At 38.3% G+C, this 16,173-nt stretch carries 17 protein-coding genes and 1 riboswitch; of the genes, 4 read left to right on the top strand and 13 right to left on the bottom strand.

Annotated features, from left to right (window positions below; genetic code table 11):
- Positions 1-65 precede the first annotated feature (65 nt).
- The 4 genes from JI666_RS03495 to murB form a co-directional block, all read right to left on the bottom strand.
- Complete coding sequence (locus tag JI666_RS03495; protein ID WP_136945205.1) at positions 66-395, bottom strand: four-helix bundle copper-binding protein; 330 nt, start codon at positions 393-395, stop codon at positions 66-68.
- A gap of 169 nt (positions 396-564) precedes the next feature.
- A complete protein-coding gene (locus tag JI666_RS03490; protein WP_206888959.1) occupies positions 565-1,548 on the bottom strand; it encodes a F510_1955 family glycosylhydrolase in 984 nt (327 codons plus the stop codon).
- A 156-nt stretch (positions 1,549-1,704) separates the two neighbouring features.
- Positions 1,705-2,295: a YdhK family protein gene (locus JI666_RS03485; protein ID WP_206888957.1), complete on the bottom strand. Its 591-nt coding sequence runs from the start codon at positions 2,293-2,295 to the stop codon at positions 1,705-1,707.
- 179 nt (positions 2,296-2,474) lie between these two features.
- Complete coding sequence (gene murB / locus JI666_RS03480) at positions 2,475-3,395, bottom strand: UDP-N-acetylmuramate dehydrogenase (protein ID WP_206888955.1); 921 nt, start codon at positions 3,393-3,395, stop codon at positions 2,475-2,477.
- Positions 3,396-3,736: 341 nt separating this feature from the next.
- On the opposite strand from murB, the gene JI666_RS03475 reads away from it, so the two are divergent.
- Positions 3,737-4,243 (top strand): DUF3189 family protein, encoded by a 507-nt coding sequence (locus JI666_RS03475; protein WP_206888954.1) that lies wholly within the window; start codon positions 3,737-3,739, stop codon positions 4,241-4,243.
- A 56-nt stretch (positions 4,244-4,299) separates the two neighbouring features.
- Here JI666_RS03475 and JI666_RS03470 read toward each other — a convergent pair whose 3' ends face one another.
- The 3 genes from JI666_RS03470 to JI666_RS03460 form a co-directional block, all read right to left on the bottom strand.
- Complete coding sequence (locus JI666_RS03470; protein ID WP_206889302.1) at positions 4,300-5,349, bottom strand: homocysteine S-methyltransferase family protein; 1,050 nt, start codon at positions 5,347-5,349, stop codon at positions 4,300-4,302.
- Between the two features lie 79 nt (positions 5,350-5,428).
- Positions 5,429-5,540: riboswitch (SAM riboswitch) on the bottom strand.
- Between the two features lie 91 nt (positions 5,541-5,631).
- On the bottom strand, positions 5,632-6,612 hold the full coding sequence (locus tag JI666_RS03465; protein WP_206888952.1) for a DUF3895 domain-containing protein: 981 nt from the start codon (positions 6,610-6,612) through the stop codon (positions 5,632-5,634).
- A 127-nt stretch (positions 6,613-6,739) separates the two neighbouring features.
- Positions 6,740-8,791 carry a bifunctional 2',3'-cyclic-nucleotide 2'-phosphodiesterase/3'-nucleotidase gene (locus JI666_RS03460; RefSeq protein WP_206888951.1) on the bottom strand — a complete coding sequence of 684 codons (2,052 nt, stop codon included), beginning with the start codon at positions 8,789-8,791 and terminating at the stop codon, positions 6,740-6,742.
- A 235-nt stretch (positions 8,792-9,026) separates the two neighbouring features.
- On the opposite strand from JI666_RS03460, the gene JI666_RS03455 reads away from it, so the two are divergent.
- Together JI666_RS03455 and JI666_RS03450 are read left to right on the top strand one after the other, a co-directional pair.
- Positions 9,027-9,491, top strand: coding sequence for a hypothetical protein (locus tag JI666_RS03455; RefSeq protein ID WP_206888950.1), 465 nt, complete (start codon positions 9,027-9,029; stop codon positions 9,489-9,491).
- A 190-nt stretch (positions 9,492-9,681) separates the two neighbouring features.
- Positions 9,682-10,146 carry an S-Ena type endospore appendage gene (locus JI666_RS03450; protein ID WP_206888949.1) on the top strand — a complete coding sequence of 155 codons (465 nt, stop codon included), beginning with the start codon at positions 9,682-9,684 and terminating at the stop codon, positions 10,144-10,146.
- Positions 10,147-10,167: 21 nt separating this feature from the next.
- On the opposite strand, the gene JI666_RS03445 is transcribed toward JI666_RS03450, so the two are convergent.
- The 6 genes from JI666_RS03445 to JI666_RS03420 form a co-directional block, all read right to left on the bottom strand.
- A complete protein-coding gene (locus JI666_RS03445) occupies positions 10,168-11,619 on the bottom strand; it encodes a DUF11 domain-containing protein (RefSeq protein ID WP_206888947.1) in 1,452 nt (483 codons plus the stop codon).
- Between the two features lie 195 nt (positions 11,620-11,814).
- Positions 11,815-12,195 (bottom strand): hypothetical protein, encoded by a 381-nt coding sequence (locus JI666_RS03440; RefSeq protein WP_206888945.1) that lies wholly within the window; start codon positions 12,193-12,195, stop codon positions 11,815-11,817.
- A 140-nt stretch (positions 12,196-12,335) separates the two neighbouring features.
- Positions 12,336-13,403 carry a dual-specificity RNA methyltransferase RlmN gene (gene rlmN / locus JI666_RS03435; RefSeq protein ID WP_206888943.1) on the bottom strand — a complete coding sequence of 356 codons (1,068 nt, stop codon included), beginning with the start codon at positions 13,401-13,403 and terminating at the stop codon, positions 12,336-12,338.
- 154 nt (positions 13,404-13,557) lie between these two features.
- Positions 13,558-14,160, bottom strand: a complete 603-nt coding sequence (locus JI666_RS21880; RefSeq protein ID WP_206888941.1) for a CPBP family intramembrane glutamic endopeptidase — start codon at positions 14,158-14,160, stop codon at positions 13,558-13,560.
- Between the two features lie 147 nt (positions 14,161-14,307).
- A complete protein-coding gene (locus JI666_RS03425; RefSeq protein ID WP_206888938.1) occupies positions 14,308-14,538 on the bottom strand; it encodes a hypothetical protein in 231 nt (76 codons plus the stop codon).
- A gap of 105 nt (positions 14,539-14,643) precedes the next feature.
- On the bottom strand, positions 14,644-14,901 hold the full coding sequence (locus tag JI666_RS03420; protein ID WP_206888936.1) for a hypothetical protein: 258 nt from the start codon (positions 14,899-14,901) through the stop codon (positions 14,644-14,646).
- Positions 14,902-15,092: 191 nt separating this feature from the next.
- Between JI666_RS03420 and JI666_RS03415 the strand changes: the two genes are divergently transcribed.
- Positions 15,093-16,106, top strand: a complete 1,014-nt coding sequence (locus tag JI666_RS03415; protein WP_206888934.1) for an LLM class flavin-dependent oxidoreductase — start codon at positions 15,093-15,095, stop codon at positions 16,104-16,106.
- The last annotated feature ends 67 nt before the right edge of the window (positions 16,107-16,173 follow it).

Here is a 16,173-nt window from a genome sequence, read left to right as displayed (position 1 = left end):
TAAGAACTCTCCCATTAAAATAAGCCTGCTTTGTTAAAAGCAGGCTTAATGACTATGTTCTTAATTTATGAAGCTAACTTCTTACATTCTTCTGCACATTTAAAGCAAGCGTCAGCACAATCCTGACAATGTTTGTGATCATGTTTTTTACATTCGTTTCCACAGGCTTCACAAATCGTAGCACATACTTTCGCGAGCTCTGAGGCAAACGGAGTTCCTCTAACTAAGGCTTGTTCAAGATACCCACAAATGTCCGCACATTCCCTATCAAGGCGGATACAATCGGCCATCATCTTAACATCGTCTTCTTTTAAACAAGAATCATAGCAGTGGTTACAAGCTGTCATACATTCATGTAGCGTCTCAATAACAGAACCGTATTTCTCATGTGACATAATCAAATTCCTCCTTGTAAGTTGGTTACAGGGTAATATTTGCCTATTATGAGGAATTTAAACCCAAAAATAAAAAAAGTAGGAAAAATTTTAAATTTCATGGTTTATGCACAGTTTCTAGAAACTTAATGGGTATATGTAAATGTTTGAACAGAAAGTAGGGAATGTCTTATTTATTTACAACTTTCCCCTGTTTCACAAGTGTTTCCCATGTTTCTCCAGAATCTGTAGTTTGGTAAATCGATTCTTCTTTAGTATGGAATACAATCTCTTGCTCATTTTGAGGGTTGACGGTGATATAATCAATTGTTTTTAATTCCTCATTGGGCATTGAAATTTCTTTTTGCTCTCCATTGCTTAAATCCTGAAGAACGAGTTGTTTGTTAGTATCTTGTTTCGCATAAAGGAGTTTATCTTCCAGGAATACCATCGTACTAATACCAACTTCTTCTGTTACTCGATTAAATGACTTACCTTGATCGCTTGAGACGTACAAGCCGGTGGGAGATGTTATGGCCAGCACGTTTGAATCACTTGGGTGTGTGAAGATTCCCGCTACCTTGTCAGGCGTTCCGTTCAGCTGAACTCTCTCCCAGTCTTTTGCATTTTCACTATAATAAACACCAACATCCATTTTGCTATTCTTTTGTTGATTTACTGCATATATCGCATGAGTGTTATATCCAACTGCCAGAAAGTGAAAATCGGATTCTCCCTGGAAACCGAGCTCTTCTAACGTATTACCTCGATCAGAACTTTTAATTAATCCAAGGGGATTTGGAAGATCTGAACCTTCACCGGGATGTCCGCTACTATAAAATCCATCATATACCGCAGTAAAACCCATATAATCATTATTATTTGTAGTCGCTTCGTACCAGGAGTTATTTTGATAAATAATAGGTCCGTTGTGAGTGGCTATTAACAATTCATTGCGATTACCAGGATATCCAATGCCGTGTACGTGATCGATTTGCTTGCTTTCGAATTCCTCATATAAGCTAGACTCTTCTAATGAGATGAGTTCTGTATCGCCCTCTTGAACCTCAACTACCTCTGAATTATTATCTGGTGTTATTTCTTTATCATTCTGGCAACCTGCACTAATAAGTAAGACAGAGGTACCAAGAATACTGATCCATTTTTTCTTCAAAACATTTCATCCTTTTCATCTATTTTGGCTAAATCCTCTCATAGTTTATCAGAAAAATATGAAGAAAGTGTGCAAATTTAGTGTGGGTCTATAAACTAATAGAGAAAGTGTGGTCATATAAAAATCCGGACTAATCTAGTCCGGATCATGAGTTACTCATCTCTTTTCAGCAGATAATTCATCTTCTGTAACCCATTTGTGATTTGTTACTTTTTCGCCACCTGTGGTCGGCATATAATCGATCATATAAACAGTCGTTTCGTTAGCAGATTCTATTACAGCGCTAGCGCCCTCCATTCCTTTCATATGTGATGCATTAATTGTAACTTCTGCTCCTGGATCCAGGATTTTATCTCCAGCCTCTTCAATTTCCTCGTGAATCACCCACTTATGGTTTTCTACTCTTTCTCCACCGTTTGTTGGAGTATACGACACAACGTAGGCAGTCGTTTGATATGCGCCCTTAATCGTTGCTTCAGCGCCCTTCATCCCTTGCATGTGGTTTGCTTCGATTATCGCCTGGCTTCCCACTTCATAAGTTGGATTTTCAGCATCTTCTAAGTTCTGAGGTACTTCAGAAGAACCGGAATGGTTCATATCATCCATACTGCTTTCATTACTCGATTCAGTATTTGCATTTGTTTCAGTATTTTCTTGACTTATGGTTTCGTTGTTTCCTGAACATGCAGTAAGAGTGAATGTGAATGCAAGTATTGTAGTTACCAGTAAAATAGACTTGTTTCTCATAAGTATCCTCCTTAGTCAAATATCTACAATCATACCTATATAAGGTGCTACAAACCCACAATATCTTATAAATATGAATTAAATGTGCAGATTTTAAGAGTTTAACAAATTATTAACAAATCAAAAAAGCAGCGTATCATTTTGAGATACGCTGCTTTTTTTAATATTCAGATGTAACACTACATCTCAGGGGGCTCACCTATAACACGTACTTCACGTTCTAGATCAACACCGAATTTATCTTTAACGGTACGTTGGACGTGTTGAATAACGTTCAAGTAATCTGTTGCTGTTGCGTTATCAATGTTGACGATAAACCCAGCATGCTTTTTGGATACTTCAGCTCCGCCAATACGCGTGCCCTGTAGCTCTGAGTCTTGAATCAACTTTCCAGCAAATAGTCCTGGAGGACGTTTAAATACACTACCACAGGAAGGGTATTCAAGCGGTTGCTTGGTTTCCCGTTTCTCTGTTAGATCATCCATAATAGCCTTAATATCATCGTAATTGCCATCTTTTAGCTGGAACGTAGCTTCAAGCACAAGAAGGCCGTTTTCTTCCACGTTACTATGACGGTAAGATAAGTCGAGTTGATCAGCTGTTAAGCTGATTAACTTCCCCTCCTTTGTTACCGCGATCACACTTTCAAGACAATCGGCTATTTCTCCACCGTAAGCGCCAGCATTCATATATACAGCTCCACCTACGGAACCTGGAATACCACAAGCAAATTCGAGGCCAGATAACTTTTGATCGAGTGCAAATTCTGATGCGTCAATGATGCGTGCTCCAGACTGTGCAATTACTTTCTTCTCATTTTTCTGAATCGCATCAAGAGACGAAAGGTTAAGCACAATTCCGCGGATTCCACCATCCTGGATAATGACATTGGAGCCTTTTCCTAAAATGGTTAGTGGATAGCTCGATTTGTAAGCATATTCAACAGCTGCTCTTGCATCTTCAATCGTTTTTGGGAAAACAAGAACGTCTGCCCGTCCACCCATTCTTGTGTATGTGTGTTCATGTAATGGTTCATTTATTTTTACTTCCGCTGCGGGCAAGATAGCGCGGAGTTCATTTATGGCTTTTTGATTAATCATTGGTTCCCTCACTTATAGTACAGGTTCTTTTCTGCAGTATTCATGTTGAATGCATGCAGACACATTTAAAATAATAACATAATTCGATAATAAAGTGATTTATTTTGGAAAGGTATCTATGATTATTGCCACTTTTCAAGACAGATTACCCACTTTATTCACTATATAAGGAAATGTTTGACTTCGTTCCTATTTTTAATGCTTCTTTTGAATTGAACATGTAAATATATTTTCGTATTTCGATTCATACTAATACAATCTTACTTATTATCCTTTGCTATTGTCATCCCCCCTTTTATACATCGATTTACACATGATTCACGAGGAAAGAGGTTTTCGAGGTGATTTACATTTACAATTGCTATGGTGGAACTCATTCATCTGCTCTAGCCGCAGCTTATCATTTAAAAAAGCTTTCATCAGACAGAGTTCCTTCAAAGGAAGAGATTCTTAACATTGATATCTTTAATAAGTTAAAGAGGAGTGACATGGGAAGGATTATTTATCATGGTGAGGATGAGCGTGGAGACAAGGTGTATACCATCGGAAGAGGTGGTTCGAAAGTACTTCTACCTGCATTAAATCATCTCAGTGTCTTGTTTCATGACACCTTTGATATGAAAGAACCCGTGATTTTTTCTAATACCTCTCCTACCGTTCCATTAGCCATGACATTTGGTGGTATGTTTGCAAGAGGATTAAAAATAAATTGGATTGGTGTACCTTTATTAATAATTGGTGCAAAGCAGACACATCAGAACATCGTTAATTTAGTGAGGTATACAAAGAGTCAACGAGATGTATGCCAATCACAATCGATCATACTAGAAAATCAGCAGTTTAAATAGCAAAATAATTTGTGTAATGAAAGATCCCCTAAAAGAAAGGGAATCTCCGTCCGATACTAAGCTTTTGTTCGATAAGAAGTATTATTCGCTTTAAGTGACTTATCATTTCCAAATAGGAAATGCTTCTCCATATTAGGCGAGTATACGGAGTTTATCGCTGTTCTACCGACCGTCTCAGCCACTTCTCTAAGCATACTTGGTGAAGCCCCGCAGCATAGGCCAAAGTAATTAACGCCAATGTTCTTTGCTTCTTTTGCCCATTCTGCCAATTCATAACGATTGCAATACAATGGATCTAACGATGTTGGAAAAGTTGTTTCTGTTGGTAAGGTGCACGAGCATCCGCCATCAGGTAAATTGAATAACGTTGGATGCTCCTCAGTCGTACGGTATGGAACGGGGAGTGCACCCACATAGCCATCCACTGACTGTCTAATCTTCTCGATGTATGGTTGCATTGTAGCGGGGCCTCTGAAACAGTTCATACCAACTACAAGTGCTCCCTGCTCTTCTAGAAGATGACAGGCCTCCTCAACAGTGTATCCGTCTCTAAGAATACCCTCACTCATAAGTCCAAGTGTGATAACGGCTTGTAATCCCTGTTTTTGAATTTCCTCTAAGGCGATCTTTGCTTCTTCATAGTAATAGAATGTTTCCCCATTAACGAAATCAACGCCCTCTTCCTTGCTCCATCCGACCATTTCAGCAAACATAGCGCGAATTGTCTCTTTCCCTTCTTCATCATGTGTGTCAAATAGGTTTGTATTTGATATATTCCCTGCTACAAGCGCTTCTTCCACAGGATGCTCCTTCGCTACCTCTTTCGCTAATCGAATCGCTTGACGGTTTAATGGTTCTAGAAGGTCTTCTTTCCCAATAATTCTCATCTTTTCACGATGTCCGTTGTACGTAAACGCTAAAACAACATCTGATCCAGCTAGCATGTAGTCTCGATAGGTTTGTTTAAGTGCTTGTGGATTATCAAGTGCAACTTCTGGTACAAAGGAACCTGCTTGCACATAACCACGGCGCTCTAATTCAAACAAATAGCCTTCTCCACATATAACGGGCCCTTCTTGCAATCGTTCTTCTAGTGATCGTTTCATCATTAACCAGCTCCCTATTATTGGAATGAGAAAAAGCCCTCTTCTTTAAATAAGAAGAGGGCTTACTTGTCTAATCCTCCTCTTATCTTTCAGACAACAATGTCTGTAGGAATTGGCACCAACTTCAAGTGTTTGCTTGAAAGGTTGCCGGGCATCATAGGGCCTAATCCCTCCGCCGCTCTTCATAAGAGTTGTTATATTTCATTTTCAACATGCTTGAAATTATAGACCCGTACAATGGTTATGTCAATTATTATTCAGATAATTTCCAAATATCTTTCTTTACTTGTCTTTTAATCGATAAATGCGGTCCTCTTGTCCAAGTGGTTCTACCGTCATTTCTCCAGCATGAACAAATGAATCTAGATACGTGCTTACTGCAAAATAAATCTTGGGTTTTCCAGTTGAATAGCGATTATTTGATGTCTTTTCCTCTTTTATAAGTAGTTCACACATCATGATCGTACTTTCAATCCCTTTATGGATATAGCCGTCGATTGCTTCTTGAATGATAAACGACAGCTCACCTACAACTAACGTGTTTTTTGCTTTAGGGAGATCATGCTGAAGAGTGGAAGAAGTATCTTCCGTAAATAAATCAAAAGAAGGTTGTAATTCATCGTCAGGCTTCGACTCTGTGCGCTTCGTTCTAGAAGGAATACTAAAATCGTTACTTCCTCGTTTGGCAGCTTCGTGGCCTTCTCTAAAAGCTCTTAGCGCTTCAATAAGGCGCCTTTCTTGGCGATCGAGTAATGGTAAGTCTAGTTCAAAGTGATCACTAATATCTTTTGGGATATTCATACCTGGAGGAACCTCATAGGAAGACTTTCCTTTGGACAGTTTCACTAGTAACTCATCTAATTCATAATCAATTGTATTAAATCCTTTCATGACTTCTTTCACGATGACTGAAGACATGCCGGTATGTTCTTCGAAATGATTAATTCCAAAGCGTAAGACCTCTCCCGTTTTAACGTGCCTTACAACATACTGATACCTAAGAGGACGACCACATTCACACAATAGCTCATCAGACACAATGCCTGCATCGATAAAGTCATCTAGAATCCAGTCATCAAGCAGCATTTCAATTTCTTCGTCAGAAGCACCATACGGTATGATCCTGCCTTTATCTCGCGCAATCACATTTGCAAAAACAGTTTTTCTTCCACGTTTAAGAAATTGTGTGAGATAGCGTTGTTGGTCAGTCGAAAGCTGCTGAAACAGCTTATCCCGCTCGGTAGTAGTTAGGTTATGTGACATAAAAATCCCTCTCTAAATGATAATAATATAAGTATAACAGTATAAATCCTAAAATAGGTTTGAACCTTTGTTTTCTTGCATGAAAAAACGCCACCCCCGAGGGGAGGCGTTAATGTAAAGGAATTAGTTATTTGTTGTGGTGGTGACTATAATGTCCGTGATGGTGTCCTTTATCATGGTGTTTTTTCTTGTCTTTTTTCTGTCTTGATAAATCCATTTTGTACGTTGCAAAACCATTTTCCGTTTCTTTTACGAAATCAATTGACTTAATATCATGTGCATAAGGCTGAGCTTGTAGCGATGACTCAAATGTAACATTCAGTTTCTTTTTATTAATTGTATCAAATGACCAGTTTTGATCAGCTGTTGGGTTAATCGTTTGTTCTTCAAGAATGTAATCAATAAGAATCTGTCTGTTCTCGTCAGGTGAATCTATAACAATATTCGACCCATCCAGATGTGGGAAGTGCCCTCCGCCTGTTGCTCTGTAATTATTTGTAGCAACAATAAAGGACATGTCCTTCGTCACTTTCTTACCGTTGTACTTCAACTCTTTGATTCGGTTTGCATCAGCATTTACTTCGTTCCCGCTCAAATCATACTTAGCAGGCTCTGTGACATCAATTTTGTACGTGACCCCGTCAATCACATCGTAGTTAAACGAAGGGAAATCAGGATTAATTAGCGCTTGCTCTTCCTTGTTTTTCTTGTCGATTTGATTGAATTGTCCTGCTGACATCTCTAGCCAATCTTTCACTTGCTCACCTGTTAGAAGAACTGCTTTTAGCGTGTTGGGATAAACATAAAGATCTGCTACGTTTTTAATAGCTAAATCGCCAGCTGGAATGTCAGTATAGTAAGACGATCCGCCACGACCACCTGCCTTAAAAGGTGCGCCTGCTGATAAAACTGGAATGCCTTCATACTCTGTCCCTTGTATATTGTTCTCAACGTACCACTTCTGTGCATTCGTTACAATTTGAATAGAAGGATCGTCGTTAACAAGCGCAAAATAGCTGTTAATCGGTGCAGTTGTTTCACCTACAGCAGTTCTTACATAATTAATGGTACCTTCATGTTCTTCTTTAACCGCATTCACAATGTCCATGTCGGCTTCCACAAGAGGTTTTTTTGTTGCTTTATCATATATAGGGCGAGCTTCAGACTGAGAATTGCTTACTGTCCATTTTCCGTTCTCTTCTGTTAATGTGAGATCAATAACGCCTAGATGATCACCCCAATAACCAGGTTCTACAGAAGGAACGCCATTGATTGTTCCTTTGTTATTGTCTACTCCATTAATCCCCTCAAAACTACTATCGCCAGGGAATACTTTATGAGCATGTCCAAACAAAATGGCATCAATTCCATCCACATCGCTTAAGTAATAAACCGCATTTTCATCGTTCCCCTCTGGTGCTGCTTTTTCGAAACCTGAGTGAGGAATGGCAACAATAAGGTCAGCTCCCTTTGCTTTCATTTCTGGAACGTACTTGTTAGCAGTCTCTACGATATCTTTTACAATCACATGACCTTCCAAGTTTGCCTTGTCCCATTGCATAACTTGTGGTGGCACAAAACCAATAACTCCTACTTTAAGTTCGTGCTTAGCTCCTGATTCATCTGTTACTGTCTTATTGATGATTTTATACGGTGAGAAATAATTTTTATCATTTGTTGGATCATTATCATGGTCATCTACATACACATTCGCATTGATATATGTGAAATTTGCGCCTGCTAGACTGTTTTGAAGGAAATCAAGTCCGAAATTAAACTCATGATTTCCAATATTTCCAGCATCGTAATTCAATAGATTCATCGCTTTGTAAGCAGGATGTGTTTCGCCTTTTTGGAGTGGGTTAATCTTTGCGACATAATCTCCCAAAGGATTCCCTTGTAGTAAGTCCCCATTGTCAAACAACAAACTATTATCCGCTTCATTTCTAGCTTGATTAATGAGTGAAGCTGTTTTCGCGAGCCCGAATTGATCGGTTAACTGATCTTTGTAATAGTCATAGTTGACGATATTTGTGTGGAGATCAGTCGTTTCCATAATTCGAAGGTTCACATCGGAACCTGCAGCTTCTGCTTGATCTGAATGAGCAAGCAAAGGCGTGGCTAATAAACTTAAAGCAATGGTTGTTGTAAGTGATTTTCTTTTTACATTATGTAACATAATATCCCCCTGTTAATTCTAGTAATAAATGCATCCACACTATATTGTAACTAATTTTTGTGTAAATTAAGTTGAAGTAGTGTAAAAAGATGATGAATATTACAGGAAATAGTTCAAAAGAATGTGAAAATTGACGTTAACGTAATAAAATCATTTAAAACTGGACTAGTGTTTATACAAGATACGCGTACGGGCATAAGCTAGGATTGTAACTATTTTACTAGGAGGAAAAATAATGGCTAACTGTAGTACCAATGCTTTTTGCTGTCCCGTTCCTTGTTCCACACCTGACTTTTTTGGTGGTGCTAATACCACATTAATAGGTATTAAGAGATGTTTGCCTGTAAGAACAGTATGTCAAGTTGCCGACCCCCAAGCAGATCCACCAGTAGTTCCTGTGCCAGAAACGCTTTATATAGCTCCTGAAGATACACCACCAGATTCGCTAGCTAGCGGTATGGTTTCTATAATTAACACAAGCTCTACAACTAATAATTGTATTATGACTGTTACTATTACTGACGGAACAAACGCAAACCCACAAACTTATACTATTGATGCTCAATCTTCTCTAATGGTACAGGTGACAGATTTAAATTTAATCACTGTATTTTGCGCTTCTGATCCCCCACAAGCTGATCCTCTTGTCTACTGTACAGCAACAGTAGAATTAGATCTTCAATATAAAGCTGGTCTGTAAATCAAATATACATGAGTACTCCGGAGGTTCGACCAAGAGCATCCGAAGTACTCTCTTTTTTTCTAATTGTGCTAGTTAAATGGCAGCTTACTAAATATATGACTGTAAATAATAGTCTCCTGCCTACACAAAATTTTTATTCTGGCATTTTATATTACAAATGGTGTTTTTATAGGGATGTGTATGTACAGTGGCAAGAAAAAGATCGTTACTGAGTGCAGGTGATTTACATTATATAAATGAGATGGATGAGAGAGAGCCGGAGTATGGGTGTGGTAGTGGAGAGTTAATTCAAGAGTGCATTACAGGAATATTTAGAATTGATCCTAGGAAAAATCCATATGCTCCTATCTGGGAAGTAGAAGGTTGTATTACCCCAGTTTTCGCTACTCTGACAATTTATTATGAAAAAGGTAGTTGCGAAGAGATTGATGTGATCGTAAATTGTTGCGATGATACTAGTTTCTATGTACCGTTAGGCAATACGAGAACGCGAACATATAGTGATTTGTGTAGAGTTGCAATTGAATTACGGGATGGTATTCAAACCAATAATGGATCAGTTCACGAGAAACCTAATCAACTGAAAGCAACACAATGTGTAGGTAAATATTGTCTAAACATTTATTATTATTTGAATGGAAAAAGCTGCTGAGCAGAGATATTCAGCAGCTTTTTAAGTGCAACTGCAACGGGCTCGACGTTTACAACAAATCTTACATATGGTTGTTAATACTGAATTGCTTGTCGCAACTTTTCCACAGCCAAACGTGACGTTTGCTTCATTCATAAGAAAACAACTATTAATTAGTACTCTTATTCTAAACTTCACTACCCTAACATCACCTACCGGCATTGGACCCAGAGGAAACCCTACTTGAGGATCATATCCTGGTTGTGAAACATCATTAATTGTTACGGAATTAGTGATAAACTCCGCCCCTGCAGGAAGATCATCTACAAGGTATGGATTAGCTGCTTCGACTACTCCATTGTTTGTAATTGTAATTGTATATGTGAGCTGGTCTCCTTGGTATGAAAACGACTTGTTTACTTCTTTATCCATTTCCATTACAGCATCGCCTAAATCAATTTGTACCCCTAATGCATTAGGCATATAGAAATCCCCAGTTGAAGCAAAGCGAAACAAAGCTGATGATTGATTGTTAGGTAAATAATTGAAAGCTGAGACGTTTGTGATATCCCATCCTTGCCTACCGGCAAGTACGTTAGATCCTGGAGTACCTGGGGTTTGGTTAAAGGTGCCATATGATCCATTGGTGTTAAGGTTTCCTGAATTATCTGTGATTTGTGAACCGAAGAAATTCATTGCCGGATTTCTTGGACCAGACAAATTCGTAAGAGAGGATGAGTCGGGTCCAAATAGAGCTTGATCTCCGTTAATTTCTGCATCACCTTCCTGTGCACTCAGTAACACTCTTGCGTCTACGTCCCCAATAGGAGGAGTTGTAAATCCTGTGATTGGAATATCAATTGTATTATTTTGATTTACGAGTCCTTCAGCACCAACATATAAATTCATTGAGCGGTTTGGAAGTCTATTATTTGTATAAACGACCGCGAGGGTCCATCCTGCGTGGTTAACAGTTGTGATATCAAGAATAATAGCTGGTATACTACCTGCACTATACGTGCCACTTCCTCCTGCCTGTACAATTGACGTGACATTAGCAGAGCGCATATAGAATCCTGTCGTACCCACATTAAATTCATTTGCAGTAGTTGAATCGGGTGAAACAGGTAAATTGATTGCAGAAGGTGATGAGAATAAAATATCATCATTTAAAATAGCGGAAATATCATCGTTCCCTGTTTGGTATAATCCACCCCAGATTAGCTCAGCATATAGAATTGTACTGTTAGCAGGTAATGTTAATAATGCTTCAGAACCATTATCTTGATAAACAAGCGTTGTTCCTGCTGAAGTTGGTGGAACAGGAGGAGGATAAGCATCAACGGTAGAACTGCTATCAAGTGTAATAAAAGTTCCTGCAGTCCCTGCTGTTCCTGCCTGATTGGCAGAGCCATTTCCACTCAAACCAAGCGTGTTTCCTGTAAATGTCATTGCGCCACATTCAGATCCTGTATAACGATTGACAAATGCCATACCCATATTTCCTTTCTAACCTTTGGTTGATTTTCCTTCTCTAATTACTATATGTATAGAACGTGGACAAAGCATCCATATATGTCCAAATTCGTCGGAATTGGGTATAATAGATCGATATTATTTCTTAAGTAAAGAAAAAAATTTTACTTAATCTCAATAAAAAAAGTGTATCTCTAATTGTAAGATACACTCTTAATATCGCTCTGGAACGAATGTTAAGGACCCTCTTGGACCTACGACTAACTTTTTCCTAGATATACTAGTGTCATTTTCCTCATATAACACAAAAAGTTTCTCATTCTCTTCTACAATTTGCTTATAAGCTGCTGATGGTACTAGTTCATTAAGATCACTTGCATAGTATGTTTTTACAAGTTGCTTGTTTTGATCATACACATTTAATTGCAAAAGGAGGTCATTATCCATAACCGCATGCATGTAATTGTATCCAGATAGAACTGCCAGGTCATCCTGGTCTATTTGAAAAGGGAAATCTTTTCTATCTATATCCTCTAACACCCCCGCCCCAATCCAAAATAATAGAAAGCAACCAATAACTAATAATCCTCTCATCTCTATTCATTTCTCCTTGTAATAAGATGATGTGAAGTAGCTATAGTAGTTTATTCAAGTAAGGAATGAATGTGTTTGAAGCAAATAAAAGCACACAAAAAGACACACTCATAATGAGAGTGTGTCTTTTAATAACAATTTTATTTTCCTGTCTTCTCAAGCTTTTTCACTTGCTTACTACGAAGCTGACCGCAGGCTGCATCAATATCTGTACCGTTCTCATGACGGATAACACAGTTAATGCCGTTTTTCTTAAGCGTATCATAGAACGCAAGAATCGATTCTTTTTCACTACGCTGATAAGAGTGATCATCGACTGGATTGTATGGAATCAAGTTCACGTATGAAAGATGACGCTTGTCTTTTAGGAGATTCGCAAGTTGTTTCGCTTCTTCCACATGATCGTTGACGTCTCGTAACATAATATACTCAAACGTGATTCTGCGATTCGTTTTCTCCAAATAGTAATCAATCGCAGGCATTAACTTTCCGAGCGGATAAGCTTTATTGATCTTCATAATCTTCGTACGAAGCTCGTCGTTAGGAGCGTGTAGAGAAATAGCAAGGTTTACTTGAAGATCTTCATTCGCAAAGTCGTAGATTTGCTTCGCAAGTCCACTTGTTGAAACTGTAATGTGACGGGCACCAATACAAAGCCCTTTTTGAGAATTAACGATGTGTAGGAAGTCCATCATATTATCGTAGTTATCAAATGGTTCTCCAATTCCCATAATAACAATGTGGCTTACGCGTTCTTCGTTTGCCTTCTCATCAAGTGCGTGCTGCACGTTCATAATTTGCTCAACAATTTCACCACTTGTCAGGTCTCGGCTTTTCTTTAATAAGCCACTTGCGCAGAATGAACATCCGATGTTACAGCCAACTTGTGTTGTCACACAAACAGATTGTCCGTAATGGAAGCGCATGAGAACCGTCTCAATAACGTTACCATCCTGTAATTTGAACAAGAATTTGATCGTACCGTCGGAAGATTCCTGTTTGATTTCCGTTGTTAACGTCTGAATCGCAAAGTTATCTTCTAACAGTTTGATACAATCTTTATTTACATTATTCATTTGAGAGAATTCTTTAACACGCTTCTTATAGAGCCAATCCCATACTTGAGAAGCACGGAATTTCTTATGACCACGTTCTAACAACCATTCAGTTAGCTGATCAAACGTTAATCCGTATATTGATTCTTTCATGTATAACCCTCTTTTCAATTCTTAGCCATTCATTCTAATACTACTAGAAGTATAACCAAGTCGCAACCTGTTAATCTAGATTGAGGAAAATAGGATACGCAAAAATAGAGTATAAGCCGGTCTTAATAGCTTCAACTTCTCTTTTCAAGAGTTTTTAAAGCAACGGTATAAATACTAGGATGAGTAAGTCAAATAAAATGTGTGAAAGAAGCGGGACCCAGAAGTTCCCTCTCTTTTCATAGATCCAACCCCATACTACCCCTCCAACCAATGCTGCAACGATTAATAATGGCGCACCAGAATAAAGATGAGCAATAGCGTAAAGTAAGGTAGCGATGATAATGGTATTACCCTTTTTATACCGTTTAAATTGTTGCTGGATATAGCCTCTCCAGTATATCTCTTCACCAGGGATGACAATCAGTACCAGGCTAACGTAATGCCAGGCCTTTATAGGTTGAACAATTTTATAAAACTGTTCCATATCTTCAAATAATGATGGAGTAATCCACTGAATGATTTGAATCCCTATATAACTTATTATATAAAGCGATACAGCACTTACCACAATATAATAGGCATCCACCAATGTGATTTTTTTAAACACTAAAGAACCGGTTGTGATGCTGATTAAAATTAGAATGCCAAGTGTAGTCGTGAAAACAGGCCAGAATGTTTCGGGATATTGAACAAAACTAATGAAAAGAAGAAAATGAGCAAGCAAGAGAGAGCTTAGGACTATGATTTTTTGATTCACTATGTCATCATCCTATCTTGTTGTTATCTTTAAGTAAGCATACCCTCAAAGTAACGGATGAATGCTAGGATGAACAGCTCCAATAGGTTACGATGTGCTCAATACATAAAAAAGCTAACGAATTCATATCGTTAGCTTTTTTCTTCATTATTTACTTTGTGATTTGCATTTTTCTTGAATGACTTCAAGTGCACTTTCTTTATCCGGTTGGTCACTTACATGCCATCGAATTTTTCTACCGAATTCATCCGCTTTTGCATAAGAATAAATTTTGCCGCCGTACTCTGCTACGCTAATTTCCCAGTAGTAAGTGACTTCAGCACCTGTTGGTTGTGTAACATCAACAGGATAGAAAAAATAATCAACTTTGTTTAACAATCTAAGCAGCTCCCTTTAATCTTCTTAAAGCTATTCTAACAGAATTAAGACCATCTAGTTAACGTGATGACTCAAAGAGGATTATTAAATAAAAAGCTACTAATGTTATCCTAAATTCTCAATATCCCATGTACGTATTGAATAATATCCTTGATCGATTTTCTCTTTTTCAAGAGATAGTGTTTGTTTCAATTCTTCAGGAAAATTGGCCATTGAACCATGATTCATTTCAATTCCTTCATATCCACTATAAACAGGTATTGTAACGATTTGTTTATCTAGGGTATCGAAGCAATGCAGGCAAAGGAATCCAACACTTCTCATTCGATAAGCAAACATAATGCGATAACGCTGCTCTTCCATACTTTCCTCTCCCCATCGTGTAATTACTATCCAGTATTGACGAACAAGAGTTCGTTTATACCGTAATGAATATGATTGATGGTTGAGCGGATTATTTTCTATCTCATGATCCTCCTGATAAAATTAAGTATAGGTTTTAATGCAACTCAAAACATACTTTTAAATTTTTAATATAGAAAGAAGATGAAATAATGCCTGAACAACATAAAGATCTCAATGATATTCCATACTCTGTACTTGATTTAGCACCGGTAACTGAATATGGCGCCTATACAGATGCGCTGAATCGGACAAGAGACCTTGCACAGCATGTTGAAGCACTTGGATACAACCGTTTTTGGCTTGCTGAGCATCATAATATGCCTTTTATTGCGAGCTCTGCAACTTCTATTGTTATAGGACATGTTGCAGCTGGAACGTCAACACTTCGAGTAGGCTCTGGAGGTATAATGCTTCCGAACCACGCTCCTTTAGTCATCGCAGAACAATTTGGAACTCTCGATTCGCTTTTTCCAGGTCGAATTGATTTAGGTCTTGGACGCGCTCCTGGAACAGATCAACGTACTGCGTTTGCTTTACGAAGAGGCCAAGGGTCAATGGGACAAGATTTTCCTGATTTACTTGCTGAATTGCGGTCTTATTTTGATCCCACATTGAGTGCTGGTTCTTCCCCAGTTCGTGCTGTACCAGGTGAAGGGCTAAATATTCCTACATGGTTACTAGGTTCAAGCTTATATAGTGCAAAGCTTGCTGGTGAACTTGGACTCCCTTACTCGTTTGCAAGTCATTTTTCACCAAAGAATACGATCCCTGCCATTAAAACGTATCATGAGCATTTTAAGCCATCCAAAGTTCTTGATAAGCCTTATGCGATGGTTGGGGTAAATGTAATAGTGGCTGATACGGATGAAGAAGCAAATTACCTTGCAACAACGCTTCAGCAACAATTTCTTAACTTGATTCGCAATCATGAAGCACCGATGCAACCGCCTGTTGAAAAACTGAATGCGAGTGAATATGAATTAGCAGCTTTAGATCAACAACTCGCCACTTCAATCATTGGAAGTCCTGAAACGGTCCAACGAAAATTACAGGAATTTCTCAATGAGACACAAGCCGATGAAATGATGGTTATCTCTTCAATATATGATCATGAGAAGCGCAAGAAATCTTATGAGTTGCTCTCTGAGTTAGTGAAATCATAACTACACTAAAGGCCATATTTTATATATGGCCTTTTCTATTGCCTTCTAATAATGAACATTGTATTTC

The organism is Bacillus sp. NTK071 (genome assembly GCF_017303315.1).
GTDB lineage: Bacteria > Bacillota > Bacilli > Bacillales > Guptibacillaceae > Guptibacillus.
Note: the sequence above shows the minus strand (reverse complement) of the source record. Positions and strands in the feature narration are given on the sequence as shown.

Coding starts and splice junctions, on each gene's coding strand:
- JI666_RS03460 (WP_206888951.1), bottom strand. CDS start 8,791: ATGTTACATAATGTAAAAAGAAAATCACTTACAACAACCATTGCTTTA.
- JI666_RS03495 (WP_136945205.1), bottom strand. CDS start 395: ATGTCACATGAGAAATACGGTTCTGTTATTGAGACGCTACATGAATGT.
- JI666_RS03445 (WP_206888947.1), bottom strand. CDS start 11,619: ATGGCATTTGTCAATCGTTATACAGGATCTGAATGTGGCGCAATGACA.
- JI666_RS03470 (WP_206889302.1), bottom strand. CDS start 5,349: ATGAAACGATCACTAGAAGAACGATTGCAAGAAGGGCCCGTTATATGT.
- JI666_RS03465 (WP_206888952.1), bottom strand. CDS start 6,612: ATGTCACATAACCTAACTACTACCGAGCGGGATAAGCTGTTTCAGCAG.
- JI666_RS03415 (WP_206888934.1), top strand. CDS start 15,093: ATGCCTGAACAACATAAAGATCTCAATGATATTCCATACTCTGTACTT.
- JI666_RS03420 (WP_206888936.1), bottom strand. CDS start 14,901: ATGGAAGAGCAGCGTTATCGCATTATGTTTGCTTATCGAATGAGAAGT.
- JI666_RS03485 (WP_206888957.1), bottom strand. CDS start 2,295: ATGAGAAACAAGTCTATTTTACTGGTAACTACAATACTTGCATTCACA.
- JI666_RS03455 (WP_206888950.1), top strand. CDS start 9,027: ATGGCTAACTGTAGTACCAATGCTTTTTGCTGTCCCGTTCCTTGTTCC.
- rlmN (WP_206888943.1), bottom strand. CDS start 13,403: ATGAAAGAATCAATATACGGATTAACGTTTGATCAGCTAACTGAATGG.
- murB (WP_206888955.1), bottom strand. CDS start 3,395: ATGATTAATCAAAAAGCCATAAATGAACTCCGCGCTATCTTGCCCGCA.
- JI666_RS03440 (WP_206888945.1), bottom strand. CDS start 12,195: ATGAGAGGATTATTAGTTATTGGTTGCTTTCTATTATTTTGGATTGGG.